Below are 18804 nucleotides of genomic sequence, written 5' to 3' on the forward strand. Positions count from 1 at the left end.
GCACAGTATCGCCCGACGGCCGCGTCGCGCCGTTCGTCGTTGGAATCGTTCACCCGTGCGACGCTATGCGGTCGCGGGCCCGCCAGGCTCGTGCCGCGCGTGACGATTCTCTGACATCGCGTCGGGGTCTGTCCGGGTCAGCGGGATCCACCATCGGGCGGGTCGCGGGGCAGCAGGGTGCCGAGGGGACCGAGGTCGATATTGAGGTCTTCGGGGGTGAGCCCGAAATGGTCGCGTAGTTCGTCCATCCGATGTTCGAGCGCCATCAGGGTCGTGCCGAGGCGTTCGATCTGGGCGTCGGTGAGATCACCCGCGTCGACGCGCCGCAGCGCTTGGCGTTCCATCAGTTGCCGCAGGAGTTCCACCAGCGTCAGGACGAGCGTGACCAACCCGCGCTCGACCGATTCCGGGTCCGTGTCGATTCGCGGTGTGAGGCCGTCGAATTCAGTCATCGCTGTCCGGTTCCAGCGCGTCGCGTGGCGCGGACCCGGCCATGGCGCTTATCGAGGAGAGCAGGGCGCGCAACGAGATACGGACGAGGTCGATGTCGGCGACGGCGAGGGTGATGTCGCCGGAGATGACCACGCCTCCGGCGAGCACCCGGTCCAGGAGGTCGACCAGCGCGACACGGCGATCGGCGGCGACAGGCACGGACCGTGTCATGTCGGCTCCCGCTCGACGCCCGCGAAGGAATACGGTGGCCAGGGGCCGGTGAGTTCGAGCCGGATGCCCGGATAGGCGGCATCGAGCATCGCGACCGCCGCGGTGAACTCGTCGCTGTGGTCGTCGTCGACGAGGTACGTCCCGTTGAGCAGCATCCAGTCCGGTCGTCCGCTCACCGCCGGGTCCGTCAGCGGCTGACGTCGTCCGGCCGCGGCGTGTTCTACCAGACGCGCGTGTATCTCCTCGGTGCATCGCGCGGCATCGCGTTCCACGCTCTCCGTGGCGGACAGTTGCGCGCGCCGCCGGGCCAGGTACGCGGCGCCCGGTGTCGTCGTGCCGCGCTGATCGGCGGCCTCAGCCACGGTCGCGCGAAGGGCATCGCGATCCCCGTACGCGCGCACACCCCATTCGGTGCGGCCGCTCACCAGGTCGAGAGCCGCCTCGAAATCGGCTCGTCGCTCGTCAAGCAGCTCGAGTACCCGGTCGTCGTCGCGGAAGACGGTGGCCAGTCGCAGCGGGACGAGCGGCCCTCGGCGCGCCATGGCGGACACGACCGCGTCGTGTGCGCGTGCCGTCGCCTCCAGCCAGGCCAGATCCTCGAAATGCGCGCGCAGGGGTTCTTCGCCGAAGACGTCGGAGGGCACCGAGCCGACAACCGCGCTCAGCTCGCCCGAGACGAGTGTCCGCAGCGGCTCACCCGCGACACCCGTCAGTTCGGCCGGTGCCCCTCGGTCGTCGCCACGGGCGGTCACCGCGTACAGCCAGACGCCGGAATCGTCGGTCACGATCGTCGCGTTCCCGGCTCATGGCCGCGTTCGGTGGATCGGCCGCGTTCGAGGGGCTGGCGGCGCTCGTCTGCCGCCTCCAACTCGGCTATCCGGTCTCGAAGTTCCCGGTTCTCGAGCTCGAGGTCGCGATCGGACCGTTCGAGGGTTCGGGCCTTGCTGTTGAGCCAGGGATCGGTCTCCCACCAGTCGATGCCGACGGCCTTGGCCGTCTCCAACGACGCGACCACCAACCGCAGTTTGATGGTGAGCAGTTCGATGTCGAGGAGGTTGACCTGGATATCGCCCGCGATCACCAATCCCTTGTCGAGGACTCGTTCCAGGATGTCGGCGAGGTTGGTGGACTGATGACCGCCGCCATAGGGTTGCGGCGCATACGACCCCCCTCCGGCCACCGTCATCGCCGCCCCCTCGGATCGATGTCGGTACTGCCGCGGCTGTAGCGCTTGATCCTGCGGTAGGCCAGCAGGTCCTCGTCGAAGTCGATCTCCACCTCGTAGAGCGCCATCATGTCGGCCGAGGAGGGGATGCGGCGATCCTCGAGCACTTCGATCTCCACCAGCCAGCCGTCCTCGGTGGGTTCCACGCGGGTCACGCCCTGTATCTGTCGCGACGTCAGTTCCTCGAGACGCGCGACCGCGACCGCGGCCGCTCGCCCGGCGGTCGCCGCGGACTTCTCCGGTGTCGCGGCATCATCGTCGGGATCGTCGGACACGCTCTTGCGGACCACCGTGTTCACTCCTTCCCATCCGCGGCGATCGCGCCGCCGGTGGGGCGGATCATGCGATCGAGGATCGCCTGCCGTGCCTCTTCGCACTCGTGTCGGGACAGGTGACCGGCGGCCTCCGCCCTGTCGATCTCCTCCAGTTCGCGCCGCAGTTGCGCCGGATCGTGGAGTTGCCGCTCGACTTCGTCCTGGATCATCTCGCCGAGCCAGACCACGCCGCGCACCGGTGCGAGCGGCAGCAGCACGATCGACGAGAGCAGACCCATGTCCTCACCCTTGCGCGGCGGGCGCGGTCACGAAGTCGTAGGGCGCCATCGGTCCGAGCAACTCCAGTTCCACTCGCCCGTCCCAGTCGGCGATGAGCCTGCGCACCACGTCCTCCAACTCCTCGAGTCTGCTCGAATGGATCAGCACCGCGAGGTGGACCGCGTCCTCCTCGTGGCTGGGTTCGCGCCGGTTGACCAGCACATCGAGGTCCTCGAGTTCGGTCACGACCCGTGCGGTGTCCTCGGCCCGTTCGTTCTCGATCGCCCGACTGATCAGCTCACCCAGCGCGATCCGCGCGTCGCGGGTGGCCTCGGCCGGTCGACCGCGGATCTCCTCGCGCAGGCGGGCGGCGTCGGCGTTCTCGTCGAGCAGTCGCGGCAGGACGGCGTCTTCGACGTAACGGCCTCTGATCACGTACTGCGCCCGGCCCTCCAGTTCCTCCAGCGCGGCGCGGAATCGATCCTCGTTGGCCTCGAGCAACTCGGCCTCCACCGCGTCGGCGTCGGTCATCACCGCGCCGAATCGCAGCGGCAGCACGGGCGTGACAGCGGCCGATCCGTCCAGCAGTTCGGCGTGGGCGGTGAGGTCGTCGGGCGTGCCCAATGGCCGCGTGGACTCGAGCGGACTGACGAGTGCGGCGATCTCGCCGTGGCGGACTACCGTCACGTGCGCGGGCGGATCGCCGACACCGGTGACATCGGGTTCGGGTTCGACGTCGGCGGGCACGATGCCGTATACGTAGACGCCGCTCGTCATCACCGCTCCTCGCGGGTGGACGGCCGCCGTGAGGTCCGACGTTTGTGCTCGACGTCGTCGAGGAAGTCGGACACCTTCTCGCCCGCCGCCTCGAGGGCGCCCTTGGTCTTGTGCTTCGACGCGCCCTCGGTGACGTCGCCGACGATATCGGTCAGGCCCTTCGGCTCGCTGCCGGAAATATCGAGCCGATCGACCGCCTCGGCGAATCGCAGGTAGGTGTCGACACTGGCCACCACCACGCGCGCGTCGATGGTCACCAATTCGATGCCGACCAGCGACACACGGGCGAACGCGTCGATGACCAGACCCTTGTCGAGGATGGTGTCGACGACATCTGCCAGGCTCGACGAATTCGGTCGAGCCAACGTCGCGGAGCCGCCTCCGCCCGCCGCGGGTTCTATGGTCATCGGTTCGCTCCTTGCTTCGCACCCGAGCGACGGGTCACCTTTCGGCGGGCAGCGGGTCGACGGCGCGGTGGTTGTCGCTCCTCGTCGGTTTCGCGCCGCTCCTCGTCTTCCTCGCCCGCTGCCTCGTCCGACGGGCCTGCCTCGTCTTCCTCCGTTTCGTCGGTTTCGTCGGTATCCGTCCACGCTTCGTCGGTATCGGCCTCCTCGCGACGTGCCGTCTCGTCGTCCTCGACGACCTCGCTGTCGTGGATTTCGCCGTGCCAGCCGACGATGTCGTCACCGTGCAGCACGGCCTCGGTCATGACGTGGCGCTGGAAGTGCTTCAGCTCCAGCCGACACCGCCGTCCGGCCGCGCGCCACAGATTCGCGGTCTTCTCGAACACGCCCTGCGGGTGGTATTCGAGCACGACGAGGATGCGGGTGAGATCCGGGGCGATCTCGTGGAATGTGACCGCGCCGTCGATATAGCCCTTGGCGCCTTTGGAACGCCAGATGATCCGTTCGAACGGCACCTGTTCGATGATCGTGGATTCCCAGGTCCGTCTCGACCAGAACACCTTGCCGGTCCAGCTGAGCTTCTGGTCCTCGACCTGCTCGACCTGTTCGAGCTTCTTCATGAACTTCGGGAAGTCCGCGAATTGGGTCCACTGGTCGTAGGCCAGCTCGATCGGCACGCCGACATCGATGTGTTCGACGATATTGGTCAGCTTCAGCTTCTTCCCCCCGCCTTTGCGGCCGCCCCCGGTGAACGACTCCTTCACCGCCTCGAACTTCTCCCGGACCGTATGCCCGAGTTTGCTCATCCCTCCGCTCATGGCGGCTTGGAGCGGCGACGCGCCGCCTGCCAGCTTCTCCACGCCGGTGACCGCCGCCAGCAGACTCCCTTGCCCGGTCTCGGCATACTCGTTGAGCCGACCCGCGGTCTTCGAAACCCGGTCCGACAGCCCTGCCACCGCGCGTTCGGCCAGGGTTCCGGCGAGATTCTGCACGGATTGTTGCAGCAGTCCGGTCGGTGCGGACGTCGATTCGCGGGCCGTCGTCCCGGCGCGAGTCGCGGTCTCCGCAGCCCGGCCGACAGTTTGCGAGGCCGCCTTGCCGACTCCGGCGGCCGTGTCGCGCAGTGTCTTCGCCAACGGTCTCACCTCCTCGTGCGCCGCACCGGCGCGGCGTCGGCATCGGCGCGAGCCCGGCGCCGGGGCGCGGCCGCGGACTTGCGGTCCGCCGACCCCGACCTTCGTTGCGTGGTTGGGGAGGCGGTCTTGCGCGCGGCCCGTGGCCGACTCGGCCGCGCGGCGGGGCGGGGCGCCTCCTCGTCGCGCTCGCCACCGGACTCGGCGTCCTCGACCTCCTCGCCCGCCGAGTCCTCGGCTTCGAGCGTGGCGTCGAATTCCTCGTCCTCGGTCCCCGATGGCTCGGTCTCCGATGGCTCGGACTCCTCGGCGCCAACACCCGAGACGAGCGCCGGACCCTGTTGTAGCCGATTGTTGAGCGCGTCGATACGGTTGCTCGCCGCGGTCACCGCCGCCGTGCGTACCGCACCCATCAACTCCCCGCGGATCTCGTCAGTGAGCTGCGTCAGCTCCGGTGACGATCTGAGCAGCGAACTCCCGCGCCCCAGCAATTCGGACGGTAGTCCCGTGGACCGCCTCGACATCGCGGCGCCCGCCAGCGACAGTGCGAATTTCATCTTGCGCGTGCGCCCCAGCACGTAACCGACACCCACCCCTATAGCGATTCTTGTGCCACCTTGCATAGCTGACTCCTTGCTGGACCACCACCACACCGGCGTGGCCGGGATCGGTCGAGCAATGACACCCCAGCCAGTGAGGTAGACCACATTACGAACGGCTTATTTCAGCGTATACCCAGTTACTGTCCTTGTCGGCCGTCCTTCGAGCCCGTTCTACGCAACCTCTCTGCCGTGTTCACCAGGTCCGACCTTCCGCGCAGCCGCCGCCGGACCCTCTCGGTGTCTTCTTGACATCGCTCAGTTGCTGCTGGGTGCGGCGTGGGTGCCGATGTGGTTCTTCTTGAACCTGTACCTACAGCAGGTCCTCGGCTACAGCGCCTTCCCGTCCGGTGCCGCCCTGCTGCCGATGACCACGCTGATCATGTTCGGCATGGTGGTGCTCGCACCGCGAGCGATGCAGCGTTTCGGCGCCAAGCCGATGATCGTCACCGGCCTGGTCGTACTCGGTCTCGGCCTCGGCATCATGTCGCTGGTCCGGCCCACCGGCAATTTCTGGATCGACGTGCTGCCCGCGTCTCTTGTCGCCGCGAGCGGAATGTCATTGGCCTTCATCCCCTCGCTCGGCACGGCCATCTCCGCGGCGCGTTCGGAAGAGGGCGGCCTGGCCGCCGGCCTCGTCAATGTCAGCTACCAGGTCGGTTCGGCCGTCGGGCTGGCCGCGATGACCGCCGTTGCCACCGCGTTCGGCGCCGACCGGATCGGTGACGTACCCGAACTCACCAACGGGTTCTCCGCGGCATTCCTCGGAGCCGCGGTCGTCGCCCTGACAGGCGCCGCCATCACGGCGGCGACCATGCGCGGCACCGCCCCGGAATCCGTGCCCGAGGCCGCTGCCGCACTGTGATCGCTCGGCAGTGCGCCTCCGCTGCCGGGAACCAGGCCGAGCCCATCACCCGGTGCCGTGTTCCTCGAAGACCACCTATCTTATTGCGGGACTTGGTGGTTCGGGTGTGGGCGAGGTCGGTTCCGCCGATATCTCGGGCGAGAACCATGCCGAGGCGGCCTCGGACACGCGGCCCGTGCCCGATTGCCGCCCATCGCCTCGACGACTTGGTTCATGTCGCGCCGGCCGTATTCGATTCGGCGTCTCCCTTCGATCCGTGGATCGGATCGCCGTTTTCGGCCGGCCGGAGCACTCTGCGCAGCACTGCCGTGACAGTCCTCAACTCGTCCGCGTCGACCCCGTCGAATCGGCGTTCGATACCTGCCAGATAGTGCGGAGCGGCCTCGCGCAACCGGCGTCGCCCGGCATCGGTAATGGAGACGAATGCCGACCGTCCGTCGTCCGGGTTCGCTTCACGAGCGACCAAGCCGTGCGATTCGAGCTCGGTGACCAGCCGACTCACCCTGGTTCGACTCAGCACCACGCGTTCCCCGAGATCGCTCATGCGCAATCGTTGCGGCCGATCCAGTTCGAGTAGCACGTCGTACCAACCGAGGGGCAGACCGGTGGCGCGACGTAGCTCGGCGTCGAGCTCCGGCACCAATGCGGCGTGCACCTGGAGCAGCGCGGCCCACGCATCGACGGCCGGATGGAAGCGGTTCGTGGAATTCGGCACCGCCACAGCCTAACAGGTTGCGTGCGTACGCACGTATATAGTAGCGTGCGCACGCACCTTAAAGTGCCTATCGAGAGGAAAGTGTCATGACCGAATTGATCACCCGCGAGGATCTCGTGAAGGAACTAGAGGCGGGTTCGGTGACCGTGGTCGACGCGCTCGGCGCCGAGTACTATGCCAAGGCGCACCTGCCCGGCGCGCTCAACCTGATCGAAGCCGACGTGGAAACCCTTGCGCCCCAAATACTCCCCGACAAGAGCGCGGCCATCGTCACCTACTGTTCGAATCCCGCCTGCCCCAACAGCGGACGAGTAGCCGCCGCGCTCGAGGCGCTCGGTTACACGAATGTCCGTAAATACCGTGAGGGCATTCAGGATTGGACCGAAGCCGGACTGCCGATCGAGAACTGACAGGTCACGAGCGAACCTTCGGCGGCCGGCACATGTACTCCGGTCATTCGGTCGCTGAAGGCCGCTTCTCCGAGCCGGATTACCGCGATGATTGTCGGTCGGGAGGCGGTACGGGCGCGATGAGCAGGTCGATGACCGCGTGGGCTTCCGCGGGCGTGGGGAGGGGCATGCTGTTTCGTCCGTGTATCAGGCCGATGCCGAGATAGACCATGGCGCCGGCGCGCAGGCGAGCCTGTGTCTCGTCGAAACCGATCTCCAGCATTGTCTGCTGGACGGTCTCGAAGACTTTGCGCTCGAGCGCGTTCACGGCGGCGGCTACCGTGGGGTCGGTGCGCGCCCACTCGCGAATGGTGGCTTCGACAACCCATGTGCTGTGGTCGACCAGCAGCGTGGTCATCATCTCGATGCGTTGTTCGACCGGGATGGTGTCGATGGCGCTCAGCGCGCGGATCGCCTCGCCCTGCACGGCGGTCCACCGGTCGGCCATGGCCTCCATGAGTTGGTCCACATCATCGAAATGCCAGTAGAAGCTGCCCTTCGTGACACCGAGCTCGGAACACAATCGGGGGATCTTGATTGCCGCGACACCCTCGCGGGCCAGCAGTTCCAGTGCCGCGTTCACCCAGTCGTCATGCGACAGTCGAGGCGAACGGCCGCGGCCCTTGCGCTGCGCCTCCGCCTTCTTCGACCGACGGGGCGTGCCTGATACCGGTTGTGGTGGGAGCCGGTTCAGGGCGGAATCGGGGGGAGGATCGGGAAGTGCCACGTCTTCGATGCTAGGTCACCGGCCCGGTCGGCTGTCGGAGCGCGGCCACGCTGAGACGCTGGACGTCCGGGTCGTCCGGCAGGCCGAAGTGGCTGGTCACGCCGGGTCCGGTGAATTCCGTTGCGTCGCGCCCGATGTCGTATGCCGGCGCGACGGCGGCGAGGCACGGGCCGCCGGTGTCCGGTGCGGAGTGGGCGGGTGCCGCGGTAGTCGTTCGTCGTTTCTGATCGTTCTTGCCTGTCGGTCGCCGCTGTGTACCATACAGCGAAGTACCGTTGACTATACCGAAGGGTATGATCACATGCGACAGGATGCGTGATGAGTTCGTTCGATGACGTCGGCGGGCCGCGTCCACGGATCGATCGCCGACGTTTCATCCGGGGCGTCGGAACCGCGTTCGCCGCGACGGCGTACGGCCTCACCACCGCCCGCGCGCTCGGCGCTCCGCCGCCGGAAGTGCAGAGTCCCTTGCTTTTTCATTCGCCGTTCATGCGGCGGTTCGTCGACGACCTTCCGGTTCCCCCGGTCGTGCGTGGCGGTGGCCTCGACCTGGTCGCCGCGTCGACGACACACCGTTTCCACCGGGACATGGAACCGGTTGCGGCCCTCGGATACGGCGGGATGGAATACCTCGGTCCGACCATCGAACATCGCGTCGACGAACCGCTGACCATTCGATTTCACAATCGGATCGGTGCCCACCCGTTCGCGGCCGATATGGACACGAGCCTGCACGGCGTCGACGAGAGTTACCGGACCGCGCCGCCCTGTTCGCTCCACCTACACGGCGGGGTGACCCCGCCCGACAGTGACGGACGACCCGAACAACTGGTCTTCCCCGGACAAGACATGGTCCACCAATTCCCGCTCCGGCAGCCCGCGACCGCGCTGTGGTATCACGATCACGCGATGGGCATCACCCGCACCAATGTGTATGCCGGGCTGGCAGGCATGATGCTGCTCCGCGACGAGTTCGACACCGGTGAAACCGGAAATCCGCTGGGGTTGCCCGCGGGCGAATTCGAAGTGCCATTGGTGTTGCAGGAGAAATTGTTCACCCCCGACGGGCGGCAGAACATCCGCTCGACGGTCATCGTCCCCCAGGGTTCGTGGGAAGGTGGGGCGGTCGGCGATGTCGGGGTGGTCAACGGCGCGGTGTGGCCGCAATTCGATGTCGCCCGCGGGCTCTACCGGTTCCGGGTGCTGAACGCAGGCTCCTACAGCGTGTGGAACCTGTTCTTCGGCAATCACATGCGGTTCTGGGTGATCGGTAACGATCACGGATTGCTCGACGCACCGGTGGCGGTGCAGAACCTGAGACTGGCGCCGGGTGAACGAATCGATCTCCTGGTCGACTTCTCCGAATTGGCCGGCGGCGAGACAGTCGAGTTGCGCAACGACGAACAGCCCCCGTTCCAAGCTGCCGTACTCGGGGAGGTGGCGATGCCGCTGTTCTGCCGATTCCGGGTCGGCAGCGCGCGCGGCTTCACCGGATCGGTGCCGCAACGGTTGCGCGGCGGACCGGGTCTGCCGCCCGCGCTGCCGCCGCTGGAGTCTCCGACCGTGGTGCGCGATGTGAGCGTGAGTCAACCTTACGCGTTGCGAAATCCACCGGCGATCATGACGCTGAACAATCTGAAGTTCACCAGTCCTGACATCGAGATGCCGCGCCAGGGCACGGTCGAACAATGGAACATCGTCAATATCACCCCCGATCCGCATCCGATTCATTTGCACCTGGTCAATTTCCGTATTCTGGGACGGACACCACTGCGGACGGTCGACCTGCAAATGGCCGATCCGCAACCCGCGGTCGGCGTGAAGTGGACTCCTTCGGCGGAAGACTTTCTCGCCGGACCGCAACAGCCGCCCGCGCCGTGGGAGGCCGGTTGGAAGGACATCGTCCGGGTCGACGGCGGCACGGTGACGCGCATTATCGTGCGGTTTCCGACCGCCGAGGAATTGGGATTCGACCCCGACGCCACATTCCCCCGCACCACGCACGTGCACGACGCGGGCATGCACGGCGGGCATCACGGGGCCGGGGCGGAAAGCGACGAATTGCAGGGCTACATCTGGCACTGTCATCTGCTCGACCACGAGGACCACGACATGATGCTGCGGTACCGGACGGTGCCGAATGAATGAGCGCGCGGCCGATGGAACGCGCCGCCGAGGATATCGGCACGGCCCTGCGGTGGCCACGGGAGACCCTGCCCGACCAGCCGCACGGCATACCCGGATCGTGCGGCGGCCGCGTTCCTGGACGCGCGCGCATGTCCTCGATCACCCGACTCACACTTCAGGAGGAAACGATGTCGGTAGAAGCGCCCTTCGCGCAGGTAGGTGAACCAGCGCGCTGCCCGACGGCTTTTCGTTATTGGGAGGCGCGAAACGAACCGAAATTCCGGCGCCTCGAGCGGATCGTGAAGTCGCTCACCGGCGGCGCTCTGTTTCCCACCGACGAGCAGGCCAGGACGCTGTGTGCGGACCTGTTCGCGGGCGACCCGGTCGCCGAACGGTTCGTCGCCGAGGTCATGCACGGGGAAATCGGCCCGCAGGGCGGGCGCGCGATGATGGAGACGGCGCTGAGGACGGGAATCGGCTCGGTGCCCGACGCGCCGGAATCGATGCGCGCGTTGTTCGACGAATTCGAGTCGGTGCCGGATTGGGTGGATCCGAAACTGGTCGAACAGGGTGCGGCAATCTGGCGTCGCTGGGGCACAATGCTTTTCAGCTTCGCGGGCGCCGAAACTCTCGAAATGTACACCGAAGCGGCGGTCGCCACGCCGCTGTCGCTCGCAGGCGGTTACGCCGGCGACAGCGCCCTGCGCAGATTCCTCGAAACCTGCCGGTTCTGGATGGATGTCTCTCAACCCGGGGCATTGCTGACTCCCGGCTCGCCCGGTCGCGCGACCGCGTTGAAGGTTCGCGTCATGCATGTGTCGGTGCGCGCCCGAGTCGCAGAGCATACGGAGTGGGACCTCGAGAAGTGGGGGCTGCCGATCAGCCAGACCTATCAACTGCTGACTCTGTTGGGCGGAAGTCTCACCCCGGGCCTTGGGCTGTGGGCACTGGGATATCAGACGACGCTCTCGGAGATCCGTGCGCTGCTGCACTTCCAGAAATATATGGGGCACCTCCTCGGCGTGCGTCCGAGATGGTATCCGGAGTCGGTGGCCGACTCCCTGCGCGTCCTGGCGATGACGATCGCCTCGCGATCCTACGACGCGGGCGCGCACGGTGCCGAACTCATCGAATCCTATCCGGCGGCGTTCGCCCCGCGCGACGGTCACCGGGGTCTGACCCGGCTGCGGGAGATGTACAACTTCCGGATCAACTCCGTGTACTCGGCGATGTACATGGCACCGGCGACCCGGCGCAAATACCGGATGCCGCCGGCCTTTCCGTGGCTGCTCATTCCGGTGGCCCGCTTTCCGCTCATCACCGCGATGGAACTGGCACGGCGCGCCTTCCCGCCCTTCGCACGACTTCAGGAAAGGGTCATGGTCCGGCACCGGGAGAACTGGTATCGCGCTCAAATGATCGGCCGTGAAGCGGAATTCGATGCCAGTGGCGCCCTGCGGCGCTGAACCGGTTCACCTACGAAACGAAGGACTCTCATGACAACCCGGATCGTCGAAGCGTGGAACGGCCCCGGCCGTCGCGATGCCACGCTCACAGAGGTGCAGCCACGTCACAACGCACTGCACCCGTCCACCAGCAAGCTGGCCTTCGAACACTGGTATTTCGATGCCCGGCTCGACACGGGACACGTGGTGGTCGGATTCCTGACCAAGCGCAGGCCCGAGGATCTGCCCGGCGCGAGGCCATGGGTGGAGATGATCGTCTATTTTCCGGACGGGACCCGGCGGCAGGCATCGAAGAAATACCCGCGTTCAGCCGCCTCCTTCGCCACCGACACCTTCGACGTCCGCATCGGGGACAACCACGCCCGCACCGAGTTTCCCGGCACGGGTCATCCCGTCCATCATGTGCACCTGGCGGAGGCCGGACTCGAATTCGACCTCACCTTCCACAACGAGACGCCGAGCTGGATGCCGGGCAAGGGCGAGACCCGCTTCGACGCGCGCAACTCCTTCGGCTGGGTAGTCGGGGCGCCCCGGGCCCGTGTGAGTGGCACGGTCCGAATCGACGGCACCGTCATCGACGCGACCGGACGCGGATACGCCGACCACAACTGGGGCGTCGGCGACATGAAGAAGATCATCGACCGCTGGCATTGGGGACGGCTCTACGACGACGAGTACTCCCTGTTGTTCGCCCATGTGCTGACTCAGCAGCAGCGCGGCGCTCACGAAATCGCTCCGCTCATGCTGGGTCGTGGCGGCGAGGTGGTGCTGTCGACGGGCGAAACGGTGCTGACCGAGGGACCCAAACGCTACGACGCGGTCGCGGGACGCGAATATCCGGAATGGATCCAACTGCACGTACCCGATCAACTCGATCTGCGGTTGGACGTCGAATCGGTCATTCACGCACACGATCTTCTCGATGACTTTCCGATCGTCCGCACGCGCTTTGTGAAACCATTGGCGCAGCGCGTGATCGGACATCCCGCCTACTTCCGCTTCCAGTCCGCCTTCGAGCTGACGGTCCGCGGTAGCGGGCGACCGCAGACCCTTACCGGCACCACCCTGCACGAACTGGTCGCGCTCAAATAATCGACCAGATTCGGTTGAGTTCGCCAATGCCCTTTGATCATTGGAGGCGATGGCACTGCGCACACGAGACGCTGTCCCTTCGGATACGGTGCGCCGCCATCTCTCTCATGACAGCGATCCCGACGAGGTCGAAGTGCCCCGCCCGTTGATCCGGGGTGTGCAAGGCCGACTGATCCCCCAACCGGATGTACAGACCGCGGAAGCGAGTCGTGGACCGGGTTGGACAGTCGGTTCACGGGGTGAATGCTGGTGCGACGTAGTTGCGGATCATATGTTGTTCGATGTCGTTGTCCGGTAGCGGCCATTGGGCGAAGGACAAGACGACGCGGACGATCCACTGCGCCGCGTCGGGGTCGTGATCGGTGATTCCGGTGAGCTCCGCCGCCAGACCGCTGAGTAGCGGTGAGGTGTGCATCCGGTCGAGGTCCATTGCGCGTGAGTTGGGCATCGTCGGATGGAGCGGGTTGGACCTGATCTGTTCCAGGGCCACGCTGATGGCGGTGACGACTCGTTCGGCGCCGCTGAGTCCGTCGACGGCCTCTCGGACGGTGTCGACGATGTCGGAGGCCAGGCGCATGAGGACGGCGTCGCGGATCTGGGCTTTGCCACCGGCGTAGCGGTAGATGGTGGCTCTCGAGCAGTGCACCGCGCGGGCGAGTGTTTCGATGTCGAAGGCGTCCAATCCGTGCGTGAGGATGAGGTCGGTGGCTGCCGCGTGGATGCGCTCGGCCGCCGCCACCCGTCGACTGTCTCCGACCACCCAGTCATCGCGAACCATCGCCATCTCCGTCCGTGAGTCGTTTCCGCGTGACTTCTCGAATCTGAGACGCCGTACTCGGAACGTTTCACCATTCTCGCAGGTGGACCGAGTCTCGGTGAGACGGCTGTGTGGTGGCGCACGATCCACCGGTCGCAGCTTTGGCGCAGGTCATTGACGTGGTTTCGGCGTCCGGCCACGGTGGAGCGATGACTTCGCTCGATGGTGGCCTCGGCCTCGCGCTGTTCGAGGACGACAACATCCAGGATCCGTACCCGCTCTACGAGCGGATGCACCGGACAGGTCCGGTGCACAGGATCGGAGATTCCGATTTCTATGCCGTGAGCAGTTGGGAGGCGGTGAACGAAGCGGTCACCCGCTGCGCCGACTTCTCCTCCAATCTGACCGCGACAATGATGTACGGGCCCGCGGGCACGGTCACCGCGTTCCCGATGGGTGAGCTCGGCGGTCCCACGCAGGCATTGGCAACCGCGGACGAGCCGACTCACGGGGTGCACCGCAAAGCGCTGCTTCCGCACCTGGCCGCCAAACGCGTTCTGGCCTGTGAACCGTTCATCGCCGAGACCTTCGAGCGGCTGTGGGACCTCGCCCTCGATGGCGGCGGGATCGAGTGGATGGCCGCGATGGCGAACAAACTGCCGATGACGATCGTCGCGGGGATCGTCGGTGTGCCCGACGGCGACGTCGACACACTGATCCGCTGGGGATATTCGGCGACGCAGGTGGTCGAGGGGTTGGTCTCCGAGGAGCAGATGCGGGACGCGGGTGTCGCAACGCTGGAACTCGCTGCCTACATCGCCGACCAATTCCGACAGGCGTCGATCGGTTCGCGCGAGGGTCTCCTCGGTGACCTCGCCGGAGCGAGCGCCCGCGGCGAACTCGACGACACCGCGGCGCTGGTCATGATGATCACCCTGTTCGGTGCCGGTGGGGAATCGACGGCCTCGCTGATCGGCACCGCGGCCCGGATACTCGCGACTGACCTCGACATTCAGCGACGACTTCGTGAACACCCCGAACTCCTGAGCCCCTTCCTCGAGGAGGTGCTGCGTTACGAACCACCTTTCCGAGGCCACTACCGGCACGTCGTCGGTGACACCGAACTGTGCGGGGTGCGGCTGCGGAAAGGCTCGCGGCTGTTCTTGTTGTGGGGTGCGGCCAACCGAGATCCCGCGCACTTCGACGACCCCGCCGAATTCCGGCTCGACCGGGTAGCGGCGAAGGACCACGTGAGTTTCGGCCGAGGATCGCACTTCTGCGTCGGCGCCGCTCTGGCGCGGCTCGAAGCCCGGATCGCGATCGGCGGTCTGCTGGATCGAACCGCCACCTTCCGTGCCGATGACGCGGGGCGGTGGTTGCCGAGCCTGCTGGTCAGACGCCTGGAGCATCTGCACCTGAACATCGGATGATCGGCCGGACGGCAAGCGCGCCCGGGTGCCTCACACTGTCGGCCCGTGTGACGCCATCGACGGCCGCGCGCGCGGACACCTGCTCGGTTTGTCCGCCAGCACTTCGAGACCCTCGACGGCGACCGGTCCGGGGCCGGTGTAGCCGAACGGAACGGCGATGATGCGGTCGGCGCGGATGGCTTCGACTCCGGCTAGTTCGGGGCGCGAGCGCAGTGCCTGGCGAGCCGACTCGGGAGTCTGATCGCCCTGGGTGAGCAGGATGACGACCTCGGGATCGCGCGGTGAGTCCCGCGACGAGGGCGACGGTCGCCGACAGCAAGGCGGGCCGCCGGAGACGGCGGAGGTGGAGGGTATTCACTGTTGTCGCCATTTCCTTTGCTGGACAGAGGGTTACGTTGGAGTTGCGCGCATGCGTCTGATGAGCACGAGCAGTAGCGGGGCGCCGACGACCGCGGTCACGATGCCGAGCGGCAGTTCGCGCGGGGCGAAAGCCATTCGGGCGACGACGTCGGCGGCGACCAGGAATATCGCGCCGATCAGCGCCGAGACGGGGATGAGGGCGCGGTGGGTGGCACCGACGCACAGCCGTGCGATGTGCGGGATGACCAAGCCCACGAATCCGATCGCGCCCGAGACCGCCACCACGGCGCCTACGCCGAGCGCGACGCTACCGAGAGCGCAGACACGCAGTCGGACGGGTGAGAATCCCAGCGTTCGCGCGGTGTCGTCGCCGACGGCCAGTGCGTCGAACCGGGTGCCCATGGCGAACAGGGCCGCGAGGAAGACCAGGACCACCACGCCGGTGATGCCCACGGAGGACCATGCCGCCGACCCCAGCGAGCCCAGCAGCCAGAACAGGACCGCGCGGGCGCCCTCGGGCGAGTCCGAGGCGAAGATGAGGAAGCTGGTCGCCGCGGAGAATATGTAGGCGATCGTGACACCGCCGAGCAGCAGCCGCAGGGAGGTCATCTGCCCGTTGATCCTGGCGACGAGGAACAACAGGACGGTGGCGACCATCGCGCCGAGGAAGGCGCTCGAGGTGAGGGCCGCCGCGGAGGCGGCGGTGGTCGAACCGAACAGCAGGCAGACCGCGGCCCCGGTGGACGCGCCCGAGGTGACGCCGAGGATGTGCGGGTCGGCCAGTGCGTTGCGGATGATCGTCTGCAACACCGCGCCGCCGACCGCGAGTGCCGCGCCGACGCATACTCCGAGCAGCACCCTCGGGGTGCGCACCTGCCACACGATCGAGTCGTGCGCGCGGGTCCAGTCGACGACGCCCGGCCACCCGAACACGTGGTGGGACACGATTTCGGTGACGGTCAGCGGGGGGACCGACACCGGACCCAGTCCCGTCGCGACGACGATCGTGACGACGAGGATCGCGCTCAGCCCGCCGAATGGACATCTTCGGCTTCCTCATCTGCGTGTCGGGTGGGTCGGCGTCGAAGACATATTACTGAAAATGATTGCCATTTGCATAATGAGGATGGCCAAGCGGCGGCGCGGGATCGTCGCGCCCGTCACCGAAGCGGGTCGCGCGGCCGGGGTTGTCGGACGGCGACGGCAGGTGAAGCGCTGTGGCACTCGGGAATCGACCCTCGGGGGGATGGCCGGTTTCGCCGGATCCGATCTCGCCGAATGGTCGCCAGGGGCGGCCGGGCGACGAGACTCGTCGCCCGGTCTGTTCGCAGGCGACGCTCGCGCCCGCGAGGATCAGCTGCTCGACGTCACTCGATCAACAGCCGCGCCGCGCGGCAGCTGGCCCGCTGGCACATCGGGAAGCTCGGGGAAACCCCCAGCCCGACGCCGAACGCGTCGCCTTCCTGGCCAAACTCGCCGAGGTCGGTGGCCGGCCGGCCGGAATGCGGCGCATCGGTGTCGCCAACGGTGTGGACACCGGCCGGGGCAACGGCATCGATCCCGCCCGGACCGCGGTCTCGGGCCGGGGTGAACTGCTCGCCGCCACGCTGCGCATCCAGAGTGAGCATCTCGTGAGCCATTCGGCTCACCGCTGACCAGGGCAGCCGTATCGCCGCACGCCGGTGCGGCTGCCCTTCCGCGGAGGCACGGCGCCCGGCCACCGGCCGCGAACGATATGCCGGTGGCCACGAAATCGACGAACCCGATCATTCCCCTCGGCGGGCGGCCAGGATTTCGAGTCAGGTCGTCGCGGAGTGCGCCGACGGGACGACGCCGAGTTGCTGCATCATCCCGAGCGCGTCCCAGCACGCCCAGCTCTCGACTATCTTGCCGTCCCGGAGGCGATTGATCGTCATTCCTTGTACTACCGCCGGTTTGCCCGTGGCGGGCATGCCCATCATCTCGCCGTCGTTGGTTCCTGTCGCCGTCCATCGGGTGGTGACGAAATCGCCTTCGGCGATCTGTTCGTTGATCAGGAACCGTTGATCCGAGAACGCGGCGAGATACATACGCGCCAGCTTCTCGAGGCCCTCGGGGCCGTGGATGTCGGCGAATGGGTTCTGCGGGTCGTGGTCGATAGCGTCGGCAGCGATCACCTCGGCGAATACATCGAAGTCTCGGCTGTTCCACGCGTCGAAGACGCGCGCGGACGCGGCCTTGTTCTGCTCTGACATTGATTTCCTACCTTATGGTGGCGCCGAACCGGCGAAGGCGGCTCGTAGTCGCTACGCGCAGCGTTCGCGGCGCCCGGCGTTCGTGTGGGATGCGCTCGGGCCGCGATGTCGACGGTGGATCCAGGCGCCACAGCCCGGTACGGGACGCTGCTATCACGAGGATGCCCGTCCGTATGTTCGTCGGCGGGCATCGAGCACCCGCCGGTCACGAACCTTGAAGCCGGTATACGGTCCCATTGTGCGCCTTTTTCCCGCGCGAAGTAAGAGCCGACGGTGTGCGGGCGCAGGCACGCCGCACGGTCCGGCCGATGGCGGCTCCGTCGCCGGTGACAATTGCACGAGGCTCTGGGTAAACGGTCTTGGCCGCCCGAGCGTTGGCCGAGATCCCTGTGCTCGGTCCGGGACTGCGACTACCGCTGGGACCGTCCGAGTGCGATGCGTGTTCACTTGTGCAGGTAAATCGACGATGCGCTGAGAGGCATCCTCGCAGCCTCCGCCCCCACATCGGGATGCGACACGCTCGGGACGTGTCGATTCACGTTGTCGGATAAGCATTTTCGAGCCGGCTTGGTAGAGTGTGCGAGCTGGCTCCGGCATGACGGCATTGCGCGCTGTCTTCGCTCATGGCACCCGGACCTGCGCGGGCACCGTCCAGCCCTGCCGGCACGTCGAGTGGCCGTCACAGCCTTCGACAACCACCAGGTGGGTGCCGCGCCCGGGTGAGCGCACGGTCTTGCCGCTCCGGCCGCCCGGCGTGTTGTTCTGGCTGCCGTCCACGCTGACGATGAAGCGGTCGTAGGAGTACGGCGTCGTCGGGCCCCACTCGACGTAGATGTTGCCGTCGTCGGTGGCGACCGCCGCGACGGTCATCTCGCCGCCTTGGTGCGGTGACCAGACGATGTCGCCGTGCTCGAACAGCTGATGTCTGCTCTGCGCGCGCAGATCCTCGCCCATCCCCGGTGGGAATCCCGGCGGAATGTGTTCGGGAACCATCTCTCCGGTGATCGGGCACCCTATCGAGATGTAGTGTTGTGCGAGCAGCTGCCACCGGGTCGAGATCAATCCGTCCGGCTGGAACGAACAGTGGGGAACACCGGTGTGCGCAGGCGACGCTAGGCCGGTGCCGGTCTGGGGGGGCATGATCGCCGCGACCGCCGACAACACGCCCGCAATGCGCCGAATCACTCTGTGTGACAAAGGATTCTCCTTCGTGCGACCAGCCCTCCCGGCGGTGTGCCGGGAGGGTCT

At 66.7% G+C, this 18804-nt stretch carries 22 protein-coding genes and 1 pseudogene; 6 read left to right on the forward strand and 17 right to left on the reverse strand.

Annotation, left to right across the window (positions count from 1 at the left end; all coding sequences use genetic code 11):
• Positions 1-137 precede the first annotated feature (137 nt).
• The 10 genes from APZ21_RS19475 to APZ21_RS19520 are packed head-to-tail and all read right to left on the reverse strand — an operon-like array spanning position 138 to position 5328.
• Positions 138-452, reverse strand: coding sequence for a gas vesicle protein K (locus APZ21_RS19475; protein ID WP_054814759.1), 315 nt, complete (start codon positions 450-452; stop codon positions 138-140).
• Positions 445-663, reverse strand: a complete 219-nt coding sequence (locus APZ21_RS19480) for a gas vesicle protein (protein WP_054814760.1) — start codon at positions 661-663, stop codon at positions 445-447. The genes APZ21_RS19475 and APZ21_RS19480 overlap by 8 nt, the downstream gene beginning before the upstream one ends.
• On the reverse strand, positions 660-1448 hold the full coding sequence (locus APZ21_RS19485; RefSeq protein WP_054814761.1) for a GvpL/GvpF family gas vesicle protein: 789 nt from the start codon (positions 1446-1448) through the stop codon (positions 660-662). The genes APZ21_RS19480 and APZ21_RS19485 overlap by 4 nt, the downstream gene beginning before the upstream one ends.
• Positions 1445-1849 (reverse strand): gas vesicle protein, encoded by a 405-nt coding sequence (locus tag APZ21_RS19490; RefSeq protein WP_054814762.1) that lies wholly within the window; start codon positions 1847-1849, stop codon positions 1445-1447. The genes APZ21_RS19485 and APZ21_RS19490 overlap by 4 nt, the downstream gene beginning before the upstream one ends.
• Entirely contained in the window at positions 1846-2178 is a 333-nt protein-coding gene (gene gvpO / locus APZ21_RS19495; protein ID WP_082393283.1) for a gas vesicle protein GvpO, read from the reverse strand. The genes APZ21_RS19490 and gvpO overlap by 4 nt, the downstream gene beginning before the upstream one ends.
• 5 nt (positions 2179-2183) lie before the next feature.
• Positions 2184-2441, reverse strand: coding sequence for a gas vesicle protein GvpG (locus tag APZ21_RS19500; RefSeq protein WP_054814763.1), 258 nt, complete (start codon positions 2439-2441; stop codon positions 2184-2186).
• Positions 2442-2445: 4 nt separating this feature from the next.
• Positions 2446-3198, reverse strand: a complete 753-nt coding sequence (locus APZ21_RS19505) for a GvpL/GvpF family gas vesicle protein (RefSeq protein ID WP_054814817.1) — start codon at positions 3196-3198, stop codon at positions 2446-2448.
• Entirely contained in the window at positions 3198-3605 is a 408-nt protein-coding gene (gvpJ, locus tag APZ21_RS19510) for a gas vesicle protein GvpJ (RefSeq protein ID WP_054814764.1), read from the reverse strand. Before gvpJ ends, APZ21_RS19505 begins: the two co-directional genes overlap by 1 nt.
• Positions 3602-4738: an SRPBCC family protein gene (locus tag APZ21_RS19515; protein ID WP_156371196.1), complete on the reverse strand. Its 1137-nt coding sequence runs from the start codon at positions 4736-4738 to the stop codon at positions 3602-3604. The genes gvpJ and APZ21_RS19515 overlap by 4 nt, the downstream gene beginning before the upstream one ends.
• 5 nt (positions 4739-4743) lie before the next feature.
• Positions 4744-5328: a hypothetical protein gene (locus tag APZ21_RS19520; protein WP_054814765.1), complete on the reverse strand. Its 585-nt coding sequence runs from the start codon at positions 5326-5328 to the stop codon at positions 4744-4746.
• 238 nt (positions 5329-5566) lie between these two features.
• Here APZ21_RS19520 and APZ21_RS19525 point away from each other — a divergent pair.
• Positions 5567-6199, forward strand: a pseudogene (locus APZ21_RS19525) (MFS transporter); the annotation flags it as partial.
• 211 nt (positions 6200-6410) lie between these two features.
• Here the strand turns inward: APZ21_RS19525 and APZ21_RS19530 are convergent.
• A complete protein-coding gene (locus tag APZ21_RS19530; protein ID WP_156371197.1) occupies positions 6411-6914 on the reverse strand; it encodes a MarR family winged helix-turn-helix transcriptional regulator in 504 nt (167 codons plus the stop codon).
• Between the two features lie 86 nt (positions 6915-7000).
• Between APZ21_RS19530 and APZ21_RS19535 the strand changes: the two genes are divergently transcribed.
• Positions 7001-7324: a rhodanese-like domain-containing protein gene (locus tag APZ21_RS19535; RefSeq protein ID WP_054814767.1), complete on the forward strand. Its 324-nt coding sequence runs from the start codon at positions 7001-7003 to the stop codon at positions 7322-7324.
• A gap of 79 nt (positions 7325-7403) precedes the next feature.
• Here APZ21_RS19535 and APZ21_RS19540 read toward each other — a convergent pair whose 3' ends face one another.
• Positions 7404-7946, reverse strand: coding sequence for a TetR/AcrR family transcriptional regulator (locus APZ21_RS19540; protein ID WP_054814768.1), 543 nt, complete (start codon positions 7944-7946; stop codon positions 7404-7406).
• A gap of 462 nt (positions 7947-8408) precedes the next feature.
• Between APZ21_RS19540 and APZ21_RS19550 the strand changes: the two genes are divergently transcribed.
• The 3 genes from APZ21_RS19550 (at position 8409) to APZ21_RS19560 (ending at position 12775) form a co-directional block, all read left to right on the forward strand.
• Positions 8409-10238 carry a multicopper oxidase family protein gene (locus tag APZ21_RS19550; protein ID WP_054814770.1) on the forward strand — a complete coding sequence of 610 codons (1830 nt, stop codon included), beginning with the start codon at positions 8409-8411 and terminating at the stop codon, positions 10236-10238.
• Between the two features lie 167 nt (positions 10239-10405).
• On the forward strand, positions 10406-11683 hold the full coding sequence (locus APZ21_RS19555) for an oxygenase MpaB family protein (RefSeq protein ID WP_054814819.1): 1278 nt from the start codon (positions 10406-10408) through the stop codon (positions 11681-11683).
• A gap of 30 nt (positions 11684-11713) precedes the next feature.
• On the forward strand, positions 11714-12775 hold the full coding sequence (locus APZ21_RS19560) for a lipocalin-like domain-containing protein (protein ID WP_054814771.1): 1062 nt from the start codon (positions 11714-11716) through the stop codon (positions 12773-12775).
• 232 nt (positions 12776-13007) lie between these two features.
• Here APZ21_RS19560 and APZ21_RS19565 read toward each other — a convergent pair whose 3' ends face one another.
• Complete coding sequence (locus tag APZ21_RS19565; RefSeq protein WP_054814820.1) at positions 13008-13553, reverse strand: TetR/AcrR family transcriptional regulator; 546 nt, start codon at positions 13551-13553, stop codon at positions 13008-13010.
• A gap of 188 nt (positions 13554-13741) precedes the next feature.
• Between APZ21_RS19565 and APZ21_RS19570 the strand changes: the two genes are divergently transcribed.
• Positions 13742-14962 carry a cytochrome P450 gene (locus tag APZ21_RS19570; protein ID WP_054814772.1) on the forward strand — a complete coding sequence of 407 codons (1221 nt, stop codon included), beginning with the start codon at positions 13742-13744 and terminating at the stop codon, positions 14960-14962.
• 390 nt (positions 14963-15352) lie between these two features.
• Here APZ21_RS19570 and APZ21_RS19575 read toward each other — a convergent pair whose 3' ends face one another.
• From APZ21_RS19575 to APZ21_RS19590, 4 genes are all read right to left on the reverse strand, one after another.
• On the reverse strand, positions 15353-16351 hold the full coding sequence (locus APZ21_RS19575; protein WP_082393276.1) for a FecCD family ABC transporter permease: 999 nt from the start codon (positions 16349-16351) through the stop codon (positions 15353-15355).
• Positions 16352-16689: 338 nt separating this feature from the next.
• Positions 16690-16962 carry a hypothetical protein gene (locus APZ21_RS34180; RefSeq protein WP_156371198.1) on the reverse strand — a complete coding sequence of 91 codons (273 nt, stop codon included), beginning with the start codon at positions 16960-16962 and terminating at the stop codon, positions 16690-16692.
• 159 nt (positions 16963-17121) lie between these two features.
• Complete coding sequence (locus APZ21_RS19585; protein WP_054814774.1) at positions 17122-17556, reverse strand: ester cyclase; 435 nt, start codon at positions 17554-17556, stop codon at positions 17122-17124.
• A 621-nt stretch (positions 17557-18177) separates the two neighbouring features.
• Positions 18178-18549, reverse strand: coding sequence for a hypothetical protein (locus APZ21_RS19590; protein WP_156371199.1), 372 nt, complete (start codon positions 18547-18549; stop codon positions 18178-18180).
• Positions 18550-18804 lie beyond the last annotated feature (255 nt).

Origin of the sequence: Nocardia arizonensis (genome assembly GCF_001310275.1) — a bacterium.
Taxonomy (GTDB): Bacteria; Actinomycetota; Actinomycetes; order Mycobacteriales; family Mycobacteriaceae; genus Nocardia; species Nocardia arizonensis.

Coding starts and splice junctions, on each gene's coding strand:
- APZ21_RS19475 (WP_054814759.1), bottom strand. CDS start 452: ATGACTGAATTCGACGGCCTCACACCGCGAATCGACACGGACCCGGAA.
- APZ21_RS19480 (WP_054814760.1), bottom strand. CDS start 663: ATGACACGGTCCGTGCCTGTCGCCGCCGATCGCCGTGTCGCGCTGGTC.
- APZ21_RS19490 (WP_054814762.1), bottom strand. CDS start 1,849: ATGACGGTGGCCGGAGGGGGGTCGTATGCGCCGCAACCCTATGGCGGC.
- APZ21_RS19500 (WP_054814763.1), bottom strand. CDS start 2,441: ATGGGTCTGCTCTCGTCGATCGTGCTGCTGCCGCTCGCACCGGTGCGC.
- APZ21_RS19505 (WP_054814817.1), bottom strand. CDS start 3,198: ATGACGAGCGGCGTCTACGTATACGGCATCGTGCCCGCCGACGTCGAA.
- gvpJ (WP_054814764.1), bottom strand. CDS start 3,605: ATGACCATAGAACCCGCGGCGGGCGGAGGCGGCTCCGCGACGTTGGCT.
- APZ21_RS19535 (WP_054814767.1), top strand. CDS start 7,001: ATGACCGAATTGATCACCCGCGAGGATCTCGTGAAGGAACTAGAGGCG.
- APZ21_RS19550 (WP_054814770.1), top strand. CDS start 8,409: ATGAGTTCGTTCGATGACGTCGGCGGGCCGCGTCCACGGATCGATCGC.
- APZ21_RS19555 (WP_054814819.1), top strand. CDS start 10,406: ATGTCGGTAGAAGCGCCCTTCGCGCAGGTAGGTGAACCAGCGCGCTGC.
- APZ21_RS19560 (WP_054814771.1), top strand. CDS start 11,714: ATGACAACCCGGATCGTCGAAGCGTGGAACGGCCCCGGCCGTCGCGAT.
- APZ21_RS19565 (WP_054814820.1), bottom strand. CDS start 13,553: ATGGTTCGCGATGACTGGGTGGTCGGAGACAGTCGACGGGTGGCGGCG.
- APZ21_RS19570 (WP_054814772.1), top strand. CDS start 13,742: ATGACTTCGCTCGATGGTGGCCTCGGCCTCGCGCTGTTCGAGGACGAC.
- APZ21_RS34180 (WP_156371198.1), bottom strand. CDS start 16,962: ATGGCTCACGAGATGCTCACTCTGGATGCGCAGCGTGGCGGCGAGCAG.
- APZ21_RS19585 (WP_054814774.1), bottom strand. CDS start 17,556: ATGTCAGAGCAGAACAAGGCCGCGTCCGCGCGCGTCTTCGACGCGTGG.
- APZ21_RS19590 (WP_156371199.1), bottom strand. CDS start 18,549: ATGGTTCCCGAACACATTCCGCCGGGATTCCCACCGGGGATGGGCGAG.